17 protein-coding genes are annotated in these 18,516 nt (G+C 69.2%); 10 read left to right on the forward strand and 7 right to left on the reverse strand.

The window, feature by feature from the left end; all coding sequences use genetic code 11:
* Positions 1–26: 26 nt before the first annotated feature.
* Complete coding sequence (locus OSC27_RS00130; protein WP_267179400.1) at positions 27–1,034, reverse strand: LacI family DNA-binding transcriptional regulator; 1,008 nt, start codon at positions 1,032–1,034, stop codon at positions 27–29.
* Between the two features lie 65 nt (positions 1,035–1,099).
* The gene (locus tag OSC27_RS00135) at positions 1,100–2,350 is read right to left on the reverse strand and encodes an MFS transporter (RefSeq protein ID WP_267179401.1); all 1,251 of its coding nucleotides are present in this window, start codon (positions 2,348–2,350) and stop codon (positions 1,100–1,102) included.
* 145 nt (positions 2,351–2,495) lie between these two features.
* On the opposite strand from OSC27_RS00135, the gene OSC27_RS00140 reads away from it, so the two are divergent.
* On the forward strand, positions 2,496–3,014 hold the full coding sequence (locus tag OSC27_RS00140; RefSeq protein WP_267179402.1) for a winged helix-turn-helix transcriptional regulator: 519 nt from the start codon (positions 2,496–2,498) through the stop codon (positions 3,012–3,014).
* On the opposite strand, the gene OSC27_RS00145 is transcribed toward OSC27_RS00140, so the two are convergent.
* Positions 2,981–3,985, reverse strand: a complete 1,005-nt coding sequence (locus tag OSC27_RS00145; protein ID WP_267179403.1) for an o-succinylbenzoate synthase — start codon at positions 3,983–3,985, stop codon at positions 2,981–2,983. The genes OSC27_RS00140 and OSC27_RS00145 overlap by 34 nt on opposite strands.
* A 53-nt stretch (positions 3,986–4,038) precedes the next feature.
* Between OSC27_RS00145 and menB the strand changes: the two genes are divergently transcribed.
* The 3 genes from menB (at position 4,039) to OSC27_RS00160 (ending at position 7,463) form a co-directional block, all read left to right on the forward strand.
* Positions 4,039–5,100 carry a 1,4-dihydroxy-2-naphthoyl-CoA synthase gene (menB, locus tag OSC27_RS00150; RefSeq protein WP_267179404.1) on the forward strand — a complete coding sequence of 354 codons (1,062 nt, stop codon included), beginning with the start codon at positions 4,039–4,041 and terminating at the stop codon, positions 5,098–5,100.
* Between the two features lie 34 nt (positions 5,101–5,134).
* A complete protein-coding gene (locus OSC27_RS00155) occupies positions 5,135–6,385 on the forward strand; it encodes an AMP-binding protein (protein ID WP_267179405.1) in 1,251 nt (416 codons plus the stop codon).
* Between the two features lie 91 nt (positions 6,386–6,476).
* Positions 6,477–7,463 carry a 1,4-dihydroxy-2-naphthoate polyprenyltransferase gene (locus OSC27_RS00160; RefSeq protein ID WP_267179406.1) on the forward strand — a complete coding sequence of 329 codons (987 nt, stop codon included), beginning with the start codon at positions 6,477–6,479 and terminating at the stop codon, positions 7,461–7,463.
* A gap of 10 nt (positions 7,464–7,473) precedes the next feature.
* Here the strand turns inward: OSC27_RS00160 and OSC27_RS00165 are convergent, their stop codons facing one another.
* The gene (locus OSC27_RS00165) at positions 7,474–7,767 is read right to left on the reverse strand and encodes a DUF4229 domain-containing protein (protein WP_267179407.1); all 294 of its coding nucleotides are present in this window, start codon (positions 7,765–7,767) and stop codon (positions 7,474–7,476) included.
* A gap of 43 nt (positions 7,768–7,810) precedes the next feature.
* Between OSC27_RS00165 and OSC27_RS00170 the strand changes: the two genes are divergently transcribed.
* Both OSC27_RS00170 and menD read left to right on the forward strand, forming a co-directional pair.
* The gene (locus OSC27_RS00170; RefSeq protein ID WP_267179408.1) at positions 7,811–8,167 is read left to right on the forward strand and encodes a PLD nuclease N-terminal domain-containing protein; all 357 of its coding nucleotides are present in this window, start codon (positions 7,811–7,813) and stop codon (positions 8,165–8,167) included.
* Entirely contained in the window at positions 8,160–9,974 is a 1,815-nt protein-coding gene (gene menD / locus OSC27_RS00175) for a 2-succinyl-5-enolpyruvyl-6-hydroxy-3-cyclohexene-1-carboxylic-acid synthase (RefSeq protein ID WP_267179409.1), read from the forward strand. Before OSC27_RS00170 ends, menD begins: the two co-directional genes overlap by 8 nt.
* Positions 9,975–10,117: 143 nt before the next feature.
* Here the strand turns inward: menD and OSC27_RS00180 are convergent, their stop codons facing one another.
* The gene (locus OSC27_RS00180; protein ID WP_267179410.1) at positions 10,118–11,452 is read right to left on the reverse strand and encodes an isochorismate synthase; all 1,335 of its coding nucleotides are present in this window, start codon (positions 11,450–11,452) and stop codon (positions 10,118–10,120) included.
* A gap of 41 nt (positions 11,453–11,493) precedes the next feature.
* On the opposite strand from OSC27_RS00180, the gene OSC27_RS00185 reads away from it, so the two are divergent.
* The 3 genes from OSC27_RS00185 to OSC27_RS00195 are packed head-to-tail and all read left to right on the forward strand — an operon-like array spanning position 11,494 to position 14,749.
* Positions 11,494–12,246 (forward strand): class I SAM-dependent methyltransferase, encoded by a 753-nt coding sequence (locus OSC27_RS00185; protein WP_267179411.1) that lies wholly within the window; start codon positions 11,494–11,496, stop codon positions 12,244–12,246.
* The gene (locus OSC27_RS00190) at positions 12,246–13,340 is read left to right on the forward strand and encodes a polyprenyl synthetase family protein (RefSeq protein ID WP_267179412.1); all 1,095 of its coding nucleotides are present in this window, start codon (positions 12,246–12,248) and stop codon (positions 13,338–13,340) included. Before OSC27_RS00185 ends, OSC27_RS00190 begins: the two co-directional genes overlap by 1 nt.
* 20 nt (positions 13,341–13,360) lie before the next feature.
* Positions 13,361–14,749: an FAD-dependent oxidoreductase gene (locus OSC27_RS00195; RefSeq protein ID WP_267179413.1), complete on the forward strand. Its 1,389-nt coding sequence runs from the start codon at positions 13,361–13,363 to the stop codon at positions 14,747–14,749.
* Between the two features lie 77 nt (positions 14,750–14,826).
* Here the strand turns inward: OSC27_RS00195 and OSC27_RS00200 are convergent, their stop codons facing one another.
* Both OSC27_RS00200 and OSC27_RS00205 read right to left on the reverse strand, forming a co-directional pair.
* Complete coding sequence (locus OSC27_RS00200; RefSeq protein WP_267179414.1) at positions 14,827–15,315, reverse strand: YajQ family cyclic di-GMP-binding protein; 489 nt, start codon at positions 15,313–15,315, stop codon at positions 14,827–14,829.
* Between the two features lie 65 nt (positions 15,316–15,380).
* Complete coding sequence (locus OSC27_RS00205; protein ID WP_267179415.1) at positions 15,381–16,778, reverse strand: alpha/beta hydrolase domain-containing protein; 1,398 nt, start codon at positions 16,776–16,778, stop codon at positions 15,381–15,383.
* 117 nt (positions 16,779–16,895) lie between these two features.
* On the opposite strand from OSC27_RS00205, the gene OSC27_RS00210 reads away from it, so the two are divergent.
* Positions 16,896–18,476, forward strand: a complete 1,581-nt coding sequence (locus tag OSC27_RS00210) for an ABC transporter substrate-binding protein (protein WP_267179416.1) — start codon at positions 16,896–16,898, stop codon at positions 18,474–18,476.
* Positions 18,477–18,516: the final 40 nt, after the last annotated feature.

Raw genomic sequence — 18,516 nt, forward strand, 5'->3', positions numbered from 1 at the left:
CCGACCGCGGCATCCGTCTGTCTGCCTCAGCGCGCCGGGGCGGTCGAGCCGCGTACGACGAGCTCGGGCTGGAACAGCATTTCGGAGTGGGATCCGACAACGCCCTCGATTTCCGCAACCAGCGTGTTCACCGCCGCGTCGGCGATTGCGCCTACCGGTTGCCGTACGGTCGTCAGCGGCGGGTCCGTGAATGCCACGAGCTTCGAGTCGTCGAAACCGATGACCGAGACATCGTTCGGCACGGCAAGGCCCCGTGCGCGAGCAGCCCGAATGGCGCCGAGGGCCATGATGTCCGAACCGCAGACGATTGCGGTGTGGCCGGAGTCGAGCAGGGCGCCGGCGGCTGTCTGCCCGCCCTCGACGGTGAACAACGAGAGCGAGATCGATTCGTCGACGTTTGCGATGTCGAGGCGGGAGCGCAGTGCCTCCGCGAAGCGGTCGAGCTTGCGCTTGGCTGGCACGAACCGTTGAGGGCCTGTGGCCAGACCGATGCGACGATGGCCGAGAGAGATGAGGTGACCGATGGCAAGGTCGACCCCCGCTGCATCGTCGCACGAGAAGACCGTGGCGTCGACGTCAGGAGAGAAGCCGTTGATAAGTACGAAAGGAAGGCCCCGGCTTCGCAGTCGCTGGTAGCGTTCCATGCTCGCGGTCGTGTCGGCATGCAGGCCAGATACGAAGACAATTCCCGAGGCATCCCTCGTCAGCAGCATTTCGACATACTCGTCTTCGCTCGTGCCGCCAGGAGACTGCGTGCACAGCAGCGGCGTGAAGCCTTTTCGGCTCAGGCCGCCCTCGATGGCCTGCACGAACGCCGGGAAGATAGGGTTCTCGAGTTCGGGCACCAAAAGCCCTACGAGCCCGGCCGACCGCGACCGCAGCCGCTCCGGCCGCTCGTAGCCGAGCACGTCGAGCGCGGCGAGCACGGCCTGCCTGCTTTCGGCCGACACGCCGACCTTGCCGCTCAGCACCCGGCTTACCGTTGCCGTGCTCACGCCGGCCTGCGCAGCGAGATCGCTCAATCGGGTAGCCACGAGCGACAGCCTATTGGATTGCACTCAATAATCTGCCACGTGCCGCCGCAGGCGCGCATCGGCGTTCAGCCGTCGATGGCGGTGCAGCCGGTCGCCTGCCTGGCGTTCACTCTCATGTGCACGCGCGTCGTGACGAGGGCGGTCGCGGCGGTGGCGAGGGAGAGCAGAATCAGCAACGGCCCGAGCAGGTCGAGCGCCGAGGGCAGGCCGACGGCCGTGGTGAGCACGCCGAGGCTCACCGCACTCACACCCTGGCCGATATAGGCCACGAGATACACGACGGAGAGGGTCGCCGCGCGGTGTTGGGCGGGCGCGTGCCCGTTGATGAGGCCGAGGGCGCCGAGGAACAGAAGGCCGCCGGAGACCCCGAAGGCGATGGCCGCCACGGCGAAGAGGGCGAGCGACGAGAGAGCCGCCGACGCGACGAGCGCGCCCGTCGACACCGCGCCCACGATTCCGCCGAGTACGACGGCGGGCCGCGGGGACAGGCGCCTCAGCGTGAGCGAGACCGCCCCGGTCGCCACGGAGCCGACTGCCAGAACGGCGCCGGCTACGAGCGCGTTGTCGGTGTGCAGCACGGTCTTGACGAGCTGCGCGCCGAGCGAGATGAGCACGGCGCCGAGCGCGAAGGTCGACGTGACGGCGAGGGCAGCGGTGATCACGACCCCCCGAATCTCACGAGGCACGTGAATGGCCTGCGGCCGCCAGCGCTCGACGGGGCCGCCCTGCACCGATGCGGCCGCCGCCTTGCGGGGCAGGAACAGCGCGGCGACGGTCACGAGCGCGGTGATGACGAGCAGCACCCAGAAGGTGAGCGCCCGCGGCCAGGGTGCGTACTGCAGCAGGCCGCCGCCCACCAGCGTCGCCAGCGCGAGCCCGATAGCGATGGCCACGGTGTTGGCGGAGCCCGCCTTGGATCGGCTGCCGCTGTACTCGACGAGCGCCGCACCGGCGGGGCTGAGGGCGAGGCCGACACCCAGGCCCTGGAAGACGCGACCCACGAAGAGCCACGCGACGTCTGGGGCGAGAGCGAACACGAGCACCCCAACCATGATCGAGACGAGACCCGCGAGCATGGCCGCGCGGCGGCCGATGGAGTCGGAGAGGCTGCCGAAGACCACGAGGGTGATCACCATCACCACCGGATACACGGCGAACACCTCAGTGATCGTCGTCGCCGTCAGCGACCACGACTGCTCGTACAGCGGGTACACCATGGCCGGCGACCCGCTCGACCAGAGGGCGATCACGATGACGGCCGCGGCGGTCAGGAAGCTGGCGCTGTTGCCAAGAGTTCGGGGGGTGAAAGTTCTCACGGGGAGGACGGAGGTGCTCACGGGAAGGCCTTTCGAAGCGGGTGGCGAGTGCCGGAGCATCGTTGCTCCCGTGTGGAAGTGACAACCGTAGCACGATGAGTTTGAAAAACAAACCTATCTCTGAAATCGGAGATACACTGGGCCTATGGCTGAGAAGGACGCGAGTGCAACCGCTGCTCTCACCGAGCCGCGATGCTCGGTTGCGCGCAGCGCCCAACTGCTTGCCGACCGTTGGTCGGTGCTCATCGTGCGCGACGCGTTCCGGGGCGTCACCCGCTTCTCTGACTTCAGGTCGAGGCTAGGCATACCCTCCGACATCCTGACCGCCAGGCTGAACAAGCTCGTGGAATCGGGCGTGTTCGAGCGCCGCCCCTACCGCGACGACGGAGGCCGGGAGCGACTCGGGTACCACCTGACCGAGAGCGGGCGAGCGCTCCTGCCCGTGCTCGGCGCCCTCGTGCAGTGGGGCGACACGTACCGCGCAAGCGAGTACGGGCCCTCGCGCATCTACCGCAGCGCCACTACCGGCGAGCGCCTCAGGGTCGCCTTCGTGACTGAATCGGGCGAGGTGATTGCCGACGAGAACGTCGAGGTCGTCGCCGGTCCGGGCGAGATCGACGACGTGGCGCCCTACCGGCCTGGGCTCGCCCCGAGCAACCCGTAGCAGCGCTCGAGCCGGGCCAGCCACCACGCACGGCGGTCGGCGTCGGCGGCGTGCTGCTCGAGCAGTGCCGGGGAGGGCGCGACGCGGTGTACAGGCACGGTGCCGGCAACCGGCAGCATCCGCTCGTCAGTGATGTCTGCCGCGAGAAGCGCCGCGGTGGCCAGCCCGCAGTCATATTCCAGTTCGGGCATGCACGCGGCCAGGCGGGCGCCCATCGCCAGGCCGACCGAAGTGTCGATGGCGCTGGAGACGACGGCGGGCAGACCGGCGGAGGCGATGATCTCGAGCGCGGCACGGATTCCGCCGAGCGGCTGGGCCTTGATGACGAGAATGTCGGCGGCGCCCGCCCGGGCGACCTCGAGCGGGTCAGCGGCCTTGCGAACGCTCTCGTCTGCGGCGATGGGCACACCCATGTGCTTCACCCGCCGGCGGATCTCAGCCAGCTCGGCGACGCTCGCGCACGGCTGCTCGACGTACTCGAGGTCGCATTCGGCCAGCGCGTGGATGGCGTGCTCAGCTTCGTCGACATTCCACAAGCCGTTGGCGTCGACACGGATGCGCCCCGCCGGTCCCATGGCTTCTCGAACCGCGCGGACCCGCGCCACGTCATCCGCAAGGCCCTGGCCCGGCTCGGCGACCTTGACCTTCGCCGTGCGACAGCCGGGGTAGCGCGTGAGGAGGGCGGCGACCTCGGAAGCCGGCAGCGCGGGCACGGTCGCGTTGACCGGGATCTCGGTGCGCTGCGGCGCGGGCTGCGGTCTCCAGCCGAAGTCGATCGCGGCGCGCAGCCAGGTCGCCGCCTCGGCGTCGCCGTACTCGACGAATGGCGAGAACTCACTCCACCCCTCGGGGCCCTCGAGCAGCACCGCCTCGCGCGTGCGAATGCCCCGGAAGCGCGTGACCATCGGCAGCGAGACGACGCGCGCTGCGGCCAGAAGCTCGGCGGAGGACGGCAGCGGCGCGACGGGCATGCTGCCAGTCTGGCACCTGCGGGCGCGATGTCGAGGGGTGCCAGACTGGGAACATGACCGAGCAGGTATCCGAGATCTTCGACGCCGGCGCCTGGCGAGACGTGCCGGGCTTCGAGGCCCTGACCGACATCACCTACCACCAGACGCATGACGGGCGCGTGGCCCGCGTCGCATTCAACCGGCCCGAGGTGCGCAACGCGTTCCGGCCGCATACCGTCGACGAGCTGTACGCGGCACTCGAGGATGCGCGCACCAACCCGCGCATCGGCGTCGTGCTGCTGACCGGCAATGGGCCGAGCCCCAAGGACGGCGGCTGGGCGTTCTGCTCAGGCGGCGACCAGCGCATCCGCGGTCGCAACGGGTACCAGTACGAGGCGGGCGAGCAGGCCCCGGGGCCGGCCGCTGAGCCGGCCCCGGAGCCGCGCAGCGGCGTCTCGACATCAGCGGGCGCACAGGGTTTCGAGACGCGTCCGCCTGCGGCGGCCGCTCCTCAACCCGCGGCGGCGGCGGCCGCTCCAGGGCCCGCGGCGGCGGTCGCTCCGGGGCCCGCAGCGGCGCGCATCGGACGCCTGCACATTCTCGAGGTGCAGCGGCTCATCCGCTTCATGCCGAAGGTGGTTATCGCGGTCGTGCCGGGCTGGGCGGCGGGCGGAGGCCACTCGCTGCACGTCGTGTGCGACCTCACCATCGCCAGCGCCGAGCACGCGCGCTTCAAGCAGACCGACGCCGACGTCGGCTCGTTCGATGCCGGCTACGGCAGCGCATACTTCGCCCGGCAGATCGGCCAGAAGTTCGCGCGCGAGGTATTCTTCCTCGCCCAGGAGTACAGCGCCGAGCGGGCGTACGAGATGGGTGCCGTGAACGCGGTCGTGCCGCACGACCGGCTTGAGCCCACGGCGCTCGAATGGGCCCGCACGATTCTCACCAAGTCGCCCACCGCCATCCGCATGCTGAAGTTCGCCTTCAACGCCGTCGACGACGGACTCGTCGGCCAGCAGGTGTTCGCCGGCGAAGCGACCCGTCTGGCCTACGGCACCGACGAGGCGGTCGAGGGCCGCGATTCCTTCCTCGAGAAGCGCGATCCGGACTGGTCGTCGTTCGACTGGCAGTACTGATGTCGCCACGAGTGCTGTCAACCAGGCACGACGGATGACGCGGCCCCTGCACGTCGTCACCGCGGCCCGGCCGGGCGACCTCATCGAGCCGCTGCGCGCCGCGCTCTCCGGCGACGGCCCCGCCCTGCTGCCCCGGCCCGCCGACGCCATCGGGCCCGGTGCCGCGGCCGGAGACCCGCCTGGGCAGGCAGACCCCACCGACGGCTCGGCCTCAGCAGCGGCCGCGCCCCTGCCAGCCACCGTCGCCCAGAACGTGTCGCTCGTCATCGAGACCTCGGGCTCGACCGGCGTTCCGAAACGCGTGGCCCTCTCGACGGATGCGCTGCTTGCCAGCGCAGCCGCATCCGCTGGCGCACTCGGTGGCTCGGGGCAGTGGCTGCTGTGCCTTCCCGCCCACTACGTCGCCGGGGTGCAGGTGCTCGTGCGTTCGATCGCCGCCGAGACGCAGCCCGTCATCATGCCGCCCGGGCATTTCGATCCCGTCGCGTTCGCCCAGGCCGCGGCCGCCATGACGGGCGACGCGCGCTTCGTCTCGCTCGTGCCGGTGCAGCTGAAGCGACTCACGGATGCCGCGGCGAGCGACCCGTCGCTCTTGGCGGCGCTGCGCCGCTTCGACGGGATCCTCGTGGGTGGCCAGGCGCTCGACTCGGCTCTGCGTGACCGCGCCGTGGAGGCGGGCCTGCGTGTCGTGCGCACGTACGGTTCGAGCGAGACGAGCGGCGGATGCGTCTACGACGGCGCCCCCATCGGAACGATGCGGGCGCGCGTCGTCGACGGGCAGCTCGAGCTCGCCGGCCCCGCGCTCGCCGAGGGATATCTGGGCGACCCCTCGCGCACCGAACGCGCGTTCCACGAGGCCGAGGGCCTGCGCTGGTATCGCACGGGGGACCTTGGCACGGTAGTCGGCGACGGCACCGTCAGCGTGCTCGGGCGGGCCGACAACGTGATCATCTCGGGCGGCGAGAAGGTGCTGCTCGACGCGGTCGAGCGGGTGGTGCGGCCGCTGCCCGGGCTGGCGGAGGCGGTCGTCGTCGCGGGCGACGATCCCGAGTGGGGGCAGGTGCCAGTGGTGGTCGTGCCCGGCAGCGACGGCGACACGGGTCACGCGTCGCTGGCGACCGTGCGCGAGGCGGCGGCCGCTGCGCTCGGCCGCGCGGCGGCGCCGGCGCGCATCCGCTCGGTTGCGACAATGCCCCGGCTCGCGTCGGGCAAGCCAGACCGCGTGGCGCTCACGCGCCTCGCCGCCGACACCGCCGACCCCCGCGCATCGGGTCGGGCCGAATAGTTGGTTCACGCGCGTGGCACTGAACATGTGCCCCGACCCGGCGCAGTGCCGACACCGAGGCTCCATAACCGGCGCCGATAGAATCTGGGCTGTGAGTCAGAACCGAGCCAATCGAGCCAAGAGCGGCGCCGGTCGCGCCACGGCCGCCAAGCGCAAGGGCGGTCGCCCCGTTCCGCCGCGGGCGAAGGTCAAGCCGGCGACGGCGGCCGACTGGATCGCCGGCGCCCGACTGCGAACCCTGCCGCTCGCGATCGCGCCCGTTCTCATCGGCACCGGCGCCTCGGTCGTCGCGATCGGCGGCGACACGTGGCACTGGGTTCGCGCGCTCGCGTGCCTCGCGGTCGCGCTGCTGCTGCAGATCGGCGTCAACTTCGCCAACGACTATTCGGATGGCGTTCGTGGCACCGACGCGAACCGGGTGGGGCCGTCGCGTCTCACGGGCTCCGGCAGGGCGAACGCGCGCACCGTTCTCATCGTGGCGCTGGCGTTCTTCGCGCTCGCGGCGCTCGTCGGGCTCGCGCTCGTGATCCGCACCGAGCAGTGGTGGCTGCTCATCGTGGGGGCGGCGGCCATTGCGGCCGCCTGGTTCTACACCGGCGGCAAGCGCCCGTACGGCTACTTCGGCCTCGGCGAACTGTTCGTGTTCGCGTTCTTCGGCATCGTGGCCACGGCGGGCACCACGTTCCTGCTGGCCGGCAGGGTCAACCTGGAGGGCTGGCTCGGTGGCGTCGCCGCCGGCTTCCTGGCCTGTGCCGTGCTCATCGCCAACAACCTGCGCGACATCGAGCCGGATCGCCTCTCGGGCAAGCGCACGCTTACCGTTCTGATCGGCGCACGGGCGTCGCGCGTGTTGTACTGCGTGCTCGTCGTGCTCGCGTACCTGATCGTCGCGTTCTTCGCGCTGTTCTACCCGTTCGCGTGGCTCACGTTCTTCACGCTGCTCGCGGCGATCCCGGCGGCGCTCATCGTGGTCACCGCGAAGACGTCACGCGAGCTGATTCTGGCGCTGCAGCTCACGAGCATCGTCGGCCTGGCGAACGGCGCGTTTCTCTGCATCGCCTTCGGCGTCAGCTTCTGACGCGTTCCCTTCAGGCCTCGTCGGATGCCGGCCGCCTCGCGGCCGCCGCATCCTGAGCCTCGTCTTCAATGTCGTCGTTTTCGGTGTGCAGGGGCTTCTCGCGGTTGCGCCGCTCGTAGATGTCGCGCGCCACCGCCTCGCGGGGCTTCGCGAGGAAGATGTAGGAGAGGCAGAGGCCCACGACCGCGGCGACCGGCACCGCGATCATCCAGGTGACGCCGAGAAGCATCAGCCCTACGAGCGGCGCGGCCAGGAAGAGCAGGCGCAGCACCGTGTAGAGCAGGAAGGGGGACCGGGGTTTCACAGCGCTCAGTTTAGGCACGGCAAGCTGGGATTAAGATGATGGCATGGTCCGCCTCTACGTGGTGCTCGGCGTCGTCGCCGTCGCGTTCTACGTGTTCTCGATCGTGGATTGCGCGCTCTACGACAGCGCGCGAGTGCGCGTGCTGCCGAAGACGGCGTGGGTGTTCATCGTTCTGATCCCCCTCGTCGGCGGGGGGCTGTGGTTCATCTTCGGGCGTTCCCGGCGGGGCAGCGCGGGCGCGCCCGCACGCGCGGCAGCACCCGACGACGATCCCGAGTTCCTCGGCAGAATCGGCCGCGACCAGGAGCTCGAGGCGCGAATCAGGCGGCTTGAGCGCGAGCTCTCTGACCTCGACGACAAGGGCGGCGATTCAGACAAGCCCGGCCGCTCGGATGCCTGAGGCCGCCCCCGTCAGCCCCGCCTCCCTTTTTGCGGAGTCGCTGCTCGCTGCCCTCGTGCGCCTGGGGGTGCGGCATGTCGTGCTGAGCCCCGGCTCACGCTCGCAGGCGCTCGCTCTTGCGGCGGCCGGTCTCGAGGCGCAGGGAGCCGTGCGGCTGCACGTGCGCATCGACGAGCGTTCGGCCGGCTTTACCGCGCTCGGCACTGCGGTCGAAACGCGCATGCCGGCTGCCGTGATCACCACCAGCGGAACCGCCACCGCGAACTTGCACCCCGCGGTCCTCGAGGCCCACCACTCCGGCGTGCCGCTCATCGTCATCACCGCCGACAGGCCCGCCGAACTGCGCGGCGTGCGGGCAAACCAGACGACGGTGCAACCCGGCATGTACGGCGACGCGGTGCGGCTCATGCGCGACGTGCCTGCTCCCGAGGGAGCCACCGGCGAAGCGGATGCTGCTGCCGACCTCGCCGCCGAAGCGGTACATGCCGCACACGGCATGTCTTCCGGCACACCGGGCCCGGTGCACCTCAACCTGGCCTTCCGCGAGCCCCTCTCCGGCCTGTCCCATCCCGAGCGCCCCGAGAGTCCCGAGCGCCCCGAGCGGCCCGAGAGCCCCGAGAATCCCGAGAATCCCGAGCGGGTTGAGGAGCCGCGAAGCGGCGTCTCGAAACCCACCCCCGCCCCCATGCCCGGCCCTCCCACCTACCCCGGCCGCTCCCATCTCGAACTCGAGCACGGCCCCCGCACGGTCGTGATTGCCGGCCACGACTCCGGCCCCGATGCCGAGCAGCTCGCCCACGATGGCGGCTGGCCGCTGCTGGCGGAGGTGTCAAGCGGCTCCCGGTACGGCCGCAACCTTGTCGCCGCCTATCGTGAGCTCCTCGCCGACGGCCGCCTCGGTGGCAGGGTCGAGCGGGCGATTGTGTTCGGGCATCCCACGCTCAGCCGAGAGATCCCCGGCCTGCTGTCGCGGTCGGAGGTCGACGTGATCGTCGTCGCGCCGACGGGGGCGGAGGTCTACAACCCGGCGCGCCGCGACGTGCGCGTCGCGGCATCCGTCACGGTGGCCAACGGCTCCCGCCCACCCGTCGATGCCCGCGCCTGGCTGGGGGCGTGGGTCGTCGAGAGCAGGGGCATCCTCGATTCGGGGCAGACCGGGCCGGAGAGCGCCCCTCCCGACGTCGACGCGTCGCGCTCGTACCTGCCGGCTGAACGCATCGCCTTTGCGAAGGCGGAGTACGCCGCCATCCATGCGCCCGTCACGAGGCGCATGCTCGTGGAGAGCGTGTGGCGGTTCACCTGGCCGAATGACCGGCTGGTTCTCGGCGCCTCCCGGCTCATCAGGGACGCCGACCGCACGGTGGCGGGCAAGAAGATCCGGGTGCATGCGAACCGGGGCCTGGCGGGCATCGATGGAACGGTTTCGACCGCGGTCGGCATCGCTCTCGCGACACAGGGCACGGATGCCGTTCGGCCCGGCGTCACCAGGGCCCTCCTCGGCGACCTGACCCTGCTGCACGACGTCGGCGGCCTGCTGATCGGCGAGGGCGAGCTGCGGCCGAACGTGCAGCTGATCGTGGGCAACGACGGGGGCGGCACGATTTTCGACGCGCTCGAGGTGGCGCATTCGGCGCCGCCGGCGGCGTTCGAGCGGGTCATGTTCACGCCGCAGAGCGTGAGCATCGAGTCGCTGGCCGGCGCCTACGGCTGGAGCTACGCGCGGGCCACCACACACGGTGAACTCGACCAGGTGCTGTCGGCGCCGGCCGCCGGGCCGAGCATCGTCGAGGTGCCGCTCGCACGCTGAGCGGGTTGAGGAGTCGGCGCAGACAAGGTGGGTTGAGGAGTCGGCGCAGCCGACGTCTCGAAACCCCGTTCGCCGGCTGGGTTTCGAGACGCCGCTTTGCGGCTCCTCAACCCGCCTTGCGGCTCCTCAACCGGCCGCTTGGGTCAGCCGAGCGCCTCCGTGATCGGGCGCAGCTTCATGGTCGACTCTGCCAGCTCGCGCTCCGGGTCAGACTCCGCCACGATCCCGCACCCCGCGTACGCCGTGATCGCGCCGGTGTCGCTCACCTGCGCCCCGCGCAGCGCGATGGCCCACTCGCCGTCGCCGTCCGCGCCGACCCAGCCCACCGGGCCCGCGTAGCGCCCTCGGTCGAACGGCTCGAGCTCGTCGATCAGCGCCATGGCGTCGGCGGTCGGCGTGCCGGCCACGGCGGCCGTCGGGTGCAGCGCCGCCACGAGGTCGAGCGCGGTCGAGCCGTCGCCCAGAGTGCCCGCGATATCCGTGGCGAGGTGCCACAGGTTCGGCAGCTTGAGGGTGAACGGCAGCTCGCTCGTCACCAGGTTGGGGCTGTGCGGGGCGAGCGCCTCGAGCACGCTCTGCACGGCGAACGCGTGCTCGTCCTGGTCTTTGGGGTTGGCCGCCAGCGTGATCGCGCGCTCGTGATCGGCCGCGGCATCCGGCCCACGTGAAATGGTGCCGGCAAGCACGCGCGCGCTCACCTCGCCCTGCCGCACCCGCACGAGCGTCTCGGGGCTCGAGCCGATGAGGCCGTCGACGGCGTAGGTCCAGCACTCGGGGTAGCCGAGCGCGAGCTCCATGAGCGCCCTGCGCAGGTCTGATTCCAGAGGCAACCGCCCCTCGAGGTCGCGCGCGAGCACGACCTTCTCCAGATCCCCACGGCGGATGCGCGTTACCGCGTCACGCACCGCCTCGCGATATGCGGCCGGCGGCATGGAGCCGGGCAGCAGCGACAGGCGGTACTCGTCGCCGAAGGCTACGGCGTGCGGAGCGGCGTGCGGATTCAGCGGGTGGGCTGCGGCGGCGCGGTCGGCGACCGCGTGTGGGGCGGCCGCGGCATCCGCTGGCTGAAGGGTGTCGTCGTCGAGCCGCGAGACGCGGGTGATCCACGCCCTGCCCTCGTGCCGGCCCACGATGACCTCGGGCACGATGAGCACGCTCGAGATGCTGCTGGACGGCGAGAAGGTGAAGGCGCCGAATGCCGTGAGCCCGGTGCCGGGAAGACCGACGCCGTCATCGACCTCGGCGCTCGCGACGACCTGCTGCCACGCGGCGGCGGCATCGCGGATGCGCGTCGGCCCGGCGAACTCGAGCCGAAGCGCCTCGCCGATGCCGGCCATGCCCTCGCGGCGGCGCATCCACAGAAGCGGATGATGCGGGTCGAGCAGCGGGATCAGCTGGCCGGGATCGTCGAGCAGTCGGGTGGTCACGCGAAGCGCGTTCGTGGCGCGCAGGTGGGGTGCGGGTGCGGGTGCAGACACCACACAAGCCTACGTCGCGTCAGCCGAATAGACTTTCCCGTGTGAGCAAGGCCGACTTGACCAAGCAACCCGATCAGGTCGCCGCGATGTTCGACGACGTGTCCACTCATTACGATCGCACCAACGCGGTGCTGTCCGTGGGGAACGCGGCGCTGTGGCGCATCGCGACGACCCGCGCGATCGACCCCGCGCCGGGCGAACGCATTCTCGACGTCGCCGCCGGAACGGGCACCTCGAGCGCCGCGCTCACCAGAACCGGCGCGCGCGTCGTCGCCGCAGACTTCTCGGCGGGCATGATCGAGGTCGGTCGGGCGCGCAACGCCGACAACCCCTTCATTGAATTCGCCCACGCGGATGCCACGGCGTTGCCCTTCGACGACGACCTCTTCGATGCCGTCACCATCTCATTCGGCCTGCGCAACGTGGTCGACCCGCGTGCCGCGCTCGCCGAGTTCTACCGGGTCACGAAGCCGGGCGGGCGCCTGGTCATCTGCGAGTTCTCGCACCCGCCGCTGCCGTTGCTGCGTCGCGCCTACTTCGCCTACCTTCGGTACGGCATGCCCGTGCTGGCCCGGCTCGCGAGTTCGAATGCGGCGGCGTATGACTACCTCATGGAGTCGATCCGCGACTGGCCGAACCAGACCGAGCTGAGCGCGTGGGTGCGCGCCGCGGGCTATGAACGGGTTGCGTACCGAAATCTGACGGCAGGCATCGTGGCGCTGCATCGTGGCACGAAGCCGCTATCTGCCCCCGTCCGCACGAACGATCACGGCTCGACGAACGAGGGGGAGTAGTGTCCACAGCCGCACCAGCAGGCCGGGCTGCGCAGGCGGCACAGGCCAGGCGCGCATCCCTCGCATCTCAGCTGGGAGTCAGTGAACGCCTGTTCTCCAGCCCCGCCGAGCGCCGATTCGCAAAGCGCGTCGAAGAGGGCCTCGACCAGGTCGAAGAGGGCCTGATGAACGAGGTGCGCTTCGCAGACGAGCTCGCCGACGTCACCACGCGCTACCTGCTGGAGGCCGGCGGAAAGCGCGTGCGGCCCATGCTCACCATGCTCGCCGCACAGCTGGGCGACGGCCCGACGCCCGAGGTCGTCACGGCGGCCATGGCGATCGAGATCACCCACCTCGCCTCGCTGTATCACGACGATGTCATGGACGAGGCGATGCTGCGCCGTGGCGTTCCCAGCGCGCAGAGTGTGTGGGGCAACTCGGTCGCCGTTCTCACGGGCGACCTGCTGTTCGCGCGGGCCAGCCGGCTCATCGCCGCGCTCGGCGAGCGTGCCATCACCTTGCAGTCGGACACGTTCGAGCGCCTGTGCCTCGGGCAGCTGCACGAGACGATCGGGCCGCGGGAGGGCGACGACCCCATCGACCACTACATCCAGGTGCTCTCCGACAAGACCGGGTCGCTCATTGCGACGGCGGCGCAGTTCGGGGTCGTCTTCTCCTCCGCGCCCGATGAATTCGAGCAGCCTGTCGTCGAGTTCGGCGAGAAGGTGGGCATCGCGTTCCAGCTCATCGACGACGTCATCGACCTCTCGAGCGACGGCGACACCGGCAAGGTCGCCGGCACCGACCTGCGGGCGGGCGTCGCGACGCTACCGCTTCTGAAGCTGCGCGTCGCAGCCGAGTCTGACGACGCATCCGCTCGTCTTCTGGCAGCGCTCGAGCGCGAGGTCATCGGCGTGCCAGAGGCGGAGGGGCAGACGGATGCCGCAGCCGCCGCCATCGCCGAGTTGCGCGCGCACGCGGCCACCGCCGACACGCGGGCCGAAGCCCATCGCTGGGCCCGCGAGGCCGTGGAGGCGATCGCGCCGTTGCCGGAGGGGCCGGCAACGAAGGCGATGAGACGATTCGCCGAGACCATCGTCGAGCGCTCGCACTGAGCGCGGAAGGAACCCAACGCATGACTAAGCTCCGTCTGGCCATCATCGGGGCCGGGCCGGCCGGCATCTACGCCGCCGACATCCTGCTGAAGGCCGAGCGCGGCTTCGACGTCTCCATCGACCTCTTCGATCAGCTGCCCGCGCCGTACGGTCTCGTGCGCTACGGCGTCGCGCCCGATCACCCGCGCATCAAGGGCATCATCAACTCGCTTCGGGCCATCATCGACCGCGGCGATATTCGGCTCTTCGGCAACGTTCGTTACGGCGAGGACATCACGCTCGACGACCTCAAACGGCACTACAACGCCGTCATCTTCGCGACCGGTGCCGTGCACGACGCCCCTCTGGAGGTGCCCGGTGTCGAACTCGACGGCTCGTTCGGCGCGGCCGACTTCGTGAGCTGGTTCGACGGCCACCCTGACGTGCCCCGCACCTGGCCGCTCACCGCGCAGTCCGTCGCGGTCATCGGCAACGGCAACGTGGCGCTCGACGTCTCGCGCATGCTCACCAAGCACGCGGACGACCTGCTGCCCACCGAGATCCCGGCCAACGTGTACGAGATTCTGAAGAACTCGCCCGTCACCGACGTTCACGTTTTCGGCCGGCGCGGCCCGGCGCAGGTGAAGTTCACCCCGCTCGAGCTGCGCGAGCTGGGCGAGCTGAACGACGTCGACATGATGCTCTACGACGAGGACTTCGACTACGACGAGGCGTCGAAGGCGGCGATCGCCAGCAACAAGCAGGTCATGGTCATCGATCGCGTGCTGCAGGGCTGGCGCGCGCGAGAGGTCGGGTCGGCGTCGCGTCGCCTGCACCTGCACTTCTACGCGAAGCCGCTCGAGATCGTTGGCGACGAGAACGGTCACGTTGCGGCGATCCGCTATGAACGCACGGCACCGGATGGCGAGGGCGGCGTCCGTGGCACGGGCGAGGTGCGCGAGCTGGCCATCCAGGCGCTGTACCGCGCGGTCGGCTACTTCGGGTCGCCGCTGCCCGGCATCCCGTTCGACAAGAAGCGCGGGGTGATCCCGAACCGCGAAGGCCAGGTTCTGCACAAGGGCGAAACGTCGAGCGGCTCATCGCAGGGGCGCGAGGTCATGCCAGGCGTGTTCGCCACCGGGTGGATCAAGCGCGGGCCCGTGGGGCTCATCGGGCACACGAAGTCGGACGCGATGGAGACGATCACACGCGTGATCAACAGCCAGGGCAGCTGGTGGAACCCGGCTGCCCCTGCGGAGAGCGCGGTGATCGAGATGCTGAACGAACGCGGCATCGTCTATACCGACATCGACGGCTGGCACAACCTCGACCAGTACGAGATCGCCCTCGGCGAGCCGGAGGGCCGGGCGCGGGTGAAGGTCGTGCCGCGAGACGAGATGGTGCGCGTCTCCCGCGGCGACGAGGGTTGAGGAGGCCGCGGAGCGGCTGTCTCGAAACCCCGACAGCGGGTTGAGGAGGCCGCGGAGCGGCTGTCTCGAAACCCCCGTCAGCGCATGTTGACGAACTGCAGCGCCACGTCGAGGTCGGCGCCCTTCAGTAGCGAGATCGTGGCCTGCAGGTCGTCTCGACTCTTCGAGGAGACGCGCAGCTCGTCACCCTGAATCTGGCTCTTCACGCTCTTCGGCGCCTCGTCGCGGATGAGCTTGTTGATCTTCTTCGCGACATCCTGCTCGATGCCCTGCTTCAGGCTGGCCTCGAGACGGAATTCCTTGCCGCTCGGGTAGGGCTCGCCCGCATCCAGACTCTTCAGGGAAATGCCACGTTTGACGAACTTCGACTGCAGTACGTCGAGGATGGCCTTGACGCGCTCTTCGGAGTTGGCCTTCATGAGGATCTTCTCGCCGCTCCACTCGATGGAGGCGCCGATGTTCTTGAAGTCGTAGCGCTGCTCGATCTCTTTGTGCGCCTGGTTGACGGCGTTGTCCGCCTCCATCTTGTCGACCTTGCTGACCACGTCGAATGATGAATCTGCCACGGGAAGCCTCCTTCTTCAGGTTGCGCTCCATGCTACCGAGCGTGGAGGCGGGCCGAGGCCGTCGCCTAGCCGCGCCAGCGCTGTGGCGCGTGCCGCAAGAGCTCGCTCGCGTCCTCCTCGAGCAACAGGCCGCGGCTCACTTCGTCGCGGACGGCAGCAGCGAACCGATCCAGGTATGCAGCGCGCGACCCATAGCGCTCGCGCAACTCGGCCAGAGGGAACGGGCGCATACTGCCGACGAGCCGTGCCAGCATGTCGGGCCGGCTGAACGGCATCCACGCGGGTGGCCGCTCCGACTCGGCGGAGGCCGTGCTGTGTGGCGCGTACGCCGCGGTGGGCACTGTCACCCACGGGGGTCGCACGCCGCCGAGCACGTTTCCGTCGGCGTCGCGGACCAGCTCCTCCCCATTCACACGGTGTGCGAACCGCACCGCCCTCGGTGGCAGCTCGCCATTCGTCAGCCAGCGGGACATCGCGTCGAATGCTCCGCGCAAATAGAGATCGAACCGTGCGTCGGAGCGCGGCTCGCTCACGTCGAACGCCGGTCGTGCGCCGCCGCGCCGCTCGAATTGCTGCTGGTTCGTCAGCACACCGGCATGCGCCTCGATGTGCGCCGTCGCCGCGATCTCGTACAGCCGGTACAGCGCGGCGGTGTCGTCCGAATCAGCGCGGGTGACGTGCTCGTGGGTCTCGGCCTCGGTCTCGCTCAACACCTCGAACGCGGCGGCGGCGTGGGGGTCGATCGTTCGGCGCGGGTCATCGGCGGCACGCTCCGGGTCGTGCTCCGACAGCGGCGGATACCCGGCGGCCCCCGCCCCGCCCGACGAGATGCCGATGACGTAGCCGTCGATCAAGCGTCGATCGCCCCCGCGTGACCAGCGTTCGTGGAAGCCATCCTGCAGGACCACCCTGCAGAAGCTGCCCGTCGCCGACATGCCACCGAGAATGACGCGTTCGGTCGCGATGGGACCAAAATCGCCTGCGATTGCGGACCGGATCGCGGATGCGAGCACGTCGTACTGCATGCCGTCGTGCGGGATGTCGATCCCCGAGTACCGCTCGGGATCAATGACGTCGCGCAACTGCTGCGCCACGGGCGCGAAGACCGTGACGCCCATCCAGCTGTGGCTGCCGCGCAGGATCCACGGATGGATCGCGTTCCAGACCAGCGCAGAGTCGAGATCGGGATGCAGCGGCTCAACCTGCAGGAGGCCCGAGCCGTGTCCAGTCGACGGTCGCCGGAGCAGCACTCGAGTGCGAAACGGCACATCGGATCGCACAGCCTCCTGCAAACCGTTCTCGGAGTGACGCCACACCGAGGCCGTTCCATTCAGCAGGTATTCCTCTTCGACGTACCCGTGTGAAGAGAGTTCCACGCCCATGTTCAGCTCAGGCAGGCAGGAGGTGCCGAAGGGCACGGAAGCCGAATCGGCGGCAATCGGCTGGGTTACGAAACGCGACATTGCGTGACCTCTCGGTGATGATCGACCTATTGTGTGAATATCAGGTTAGCTGATACTTTCGTTCCTGCGACGCGGAGCCGCGTCGATCAGGAGTCGCACACATTGCAAAGGAGCACCATGTCTGCATCACGAAGCCCCGTGCGGAAAATCGCGCTGGCGGCCGTCACAGCTCTGGCGGTGATCTGCGGCGTCACGGCGTGTTCGTCCGCAGGTTCGAGCAGCGAGCCGACGAGCACCAAGGGCGGAACCCTCACTACCCAGTTCGCTGGCGTGCCCATCAGTCTGAACCCGGCACTGGGCGGCTCCGGCGGCAGCGCCATCTTCACGTCGCTGCCGTACGACTCTCTCATCTACCAGACCGGCGACGGCACGCTGATCCCCGACCTGGCAACCAAATGGGAGCTTTCGGAAGGTAACACCAAGCTGACGCTCACGCTTCGCAAAGGGGTGACATTCACCGACGGGGCAACGATGGATGCCGCCGCGGTGAAGGCATCGCTCGAGTACTTCCTCAAGGCGGGCGGCGGCGACGCGCGGTACGCAGGCCCCATCAGCGACATCGCCACGCCGGCCAGTGATACCGTCGTCATCTCGTACACATCGGCATACCCGGATGCGCCCTACTACCTCTCGCAGTATTGGAGCGTGGGTCAGATCATCGGTCCGAAGGGCCTGGCCAACCCGAAGAGCCTGCTCACCTCGAGCGATGGCACCGGCCAATACACCTACTCAGCCTCTCAGTCGGTCTCCGGCGCGTCGTACACCTTCGTACGCAACAAGAAGTACTTCAATGCAGAGGCTCAGCAGTTCGACAAGATCGTTGTCAAAGTGATCGGTGACCCCAGCGCAGTGTCGTCCGCTGTGACCACCGGTCAGGTCGACTTCGCGGGCGTCTCGCCGACGACGGCAGCCACCGTGAAATCGTCGGGACTCAAGCTGGTCACCGCCCCGTTCTTCACCTGGGGCCTCACGCTGGCCGACACGCAAGGCACGCTCGTTCCGGCGCTCAAGAACGACGACGTACGCCAGGCCATGGCGATGGCGATCGACCGTGACGCATTGGCGACGGCACTCGGCGCGGAGTACACCCAGGCCAACGGCCAAATGGGAGCCAAGGGCACCAACGGCTACGTCTCTGACTACGGCTTCCACTACGACGTCAGCAAGGCGAAGTCGTTGCTGGCGAAGGGCGGATACCCGGATGGCTTCGAGCTGACCGTTCTCACGGAAAATATCCTCGACAGCCAGACCACGATCTCGCAGGCTATCGCCGGCGACCTCGGCAAGATCGGCATCAAGGTGAATCTCGTGGTGAAGAACTCGGTTCCCGACTTCATCCAGGCATCGCTCACGAAGCAGTACCCCGCGGTCATCTGGCCGGTTGTCGGAGCCAACTCGGCGCAGGTGCTGACCAACTTCACCCAGCCCGGGGTCACCAACCCCTTCGGCAACACTGACGAGTCGCTGAACACGCTGTACTCGAACGCCCAGTCCAGCACGAGCGACTCGGCGCGCACGGAGGCCTACGAGAAGATTACGAAGGCCGCCAATGATGCCGCATGGTTCCTGCCGGCGGTATCGACGGACAACATCTTCGCAATCGGCAAGAACATCACGAATGTGACGGCATCGGCGCTCAACCCCAACCCGCTGCCGCAGGCGCCCGACGCGAAGTACGCCTGGAAGCGCACGAAGTAGAAGACCGCTCCACCCACCCACCGACGGGGCCCGGTCAGAC

Source organism: Microbacterium sp. STN6, assembly GCF_026410545.1.
Classification (GTDB): Bacteria; Actinomycetota; Actinomycetes; order Actinomycetales; family Microbacteriaceae; genus Root112D2.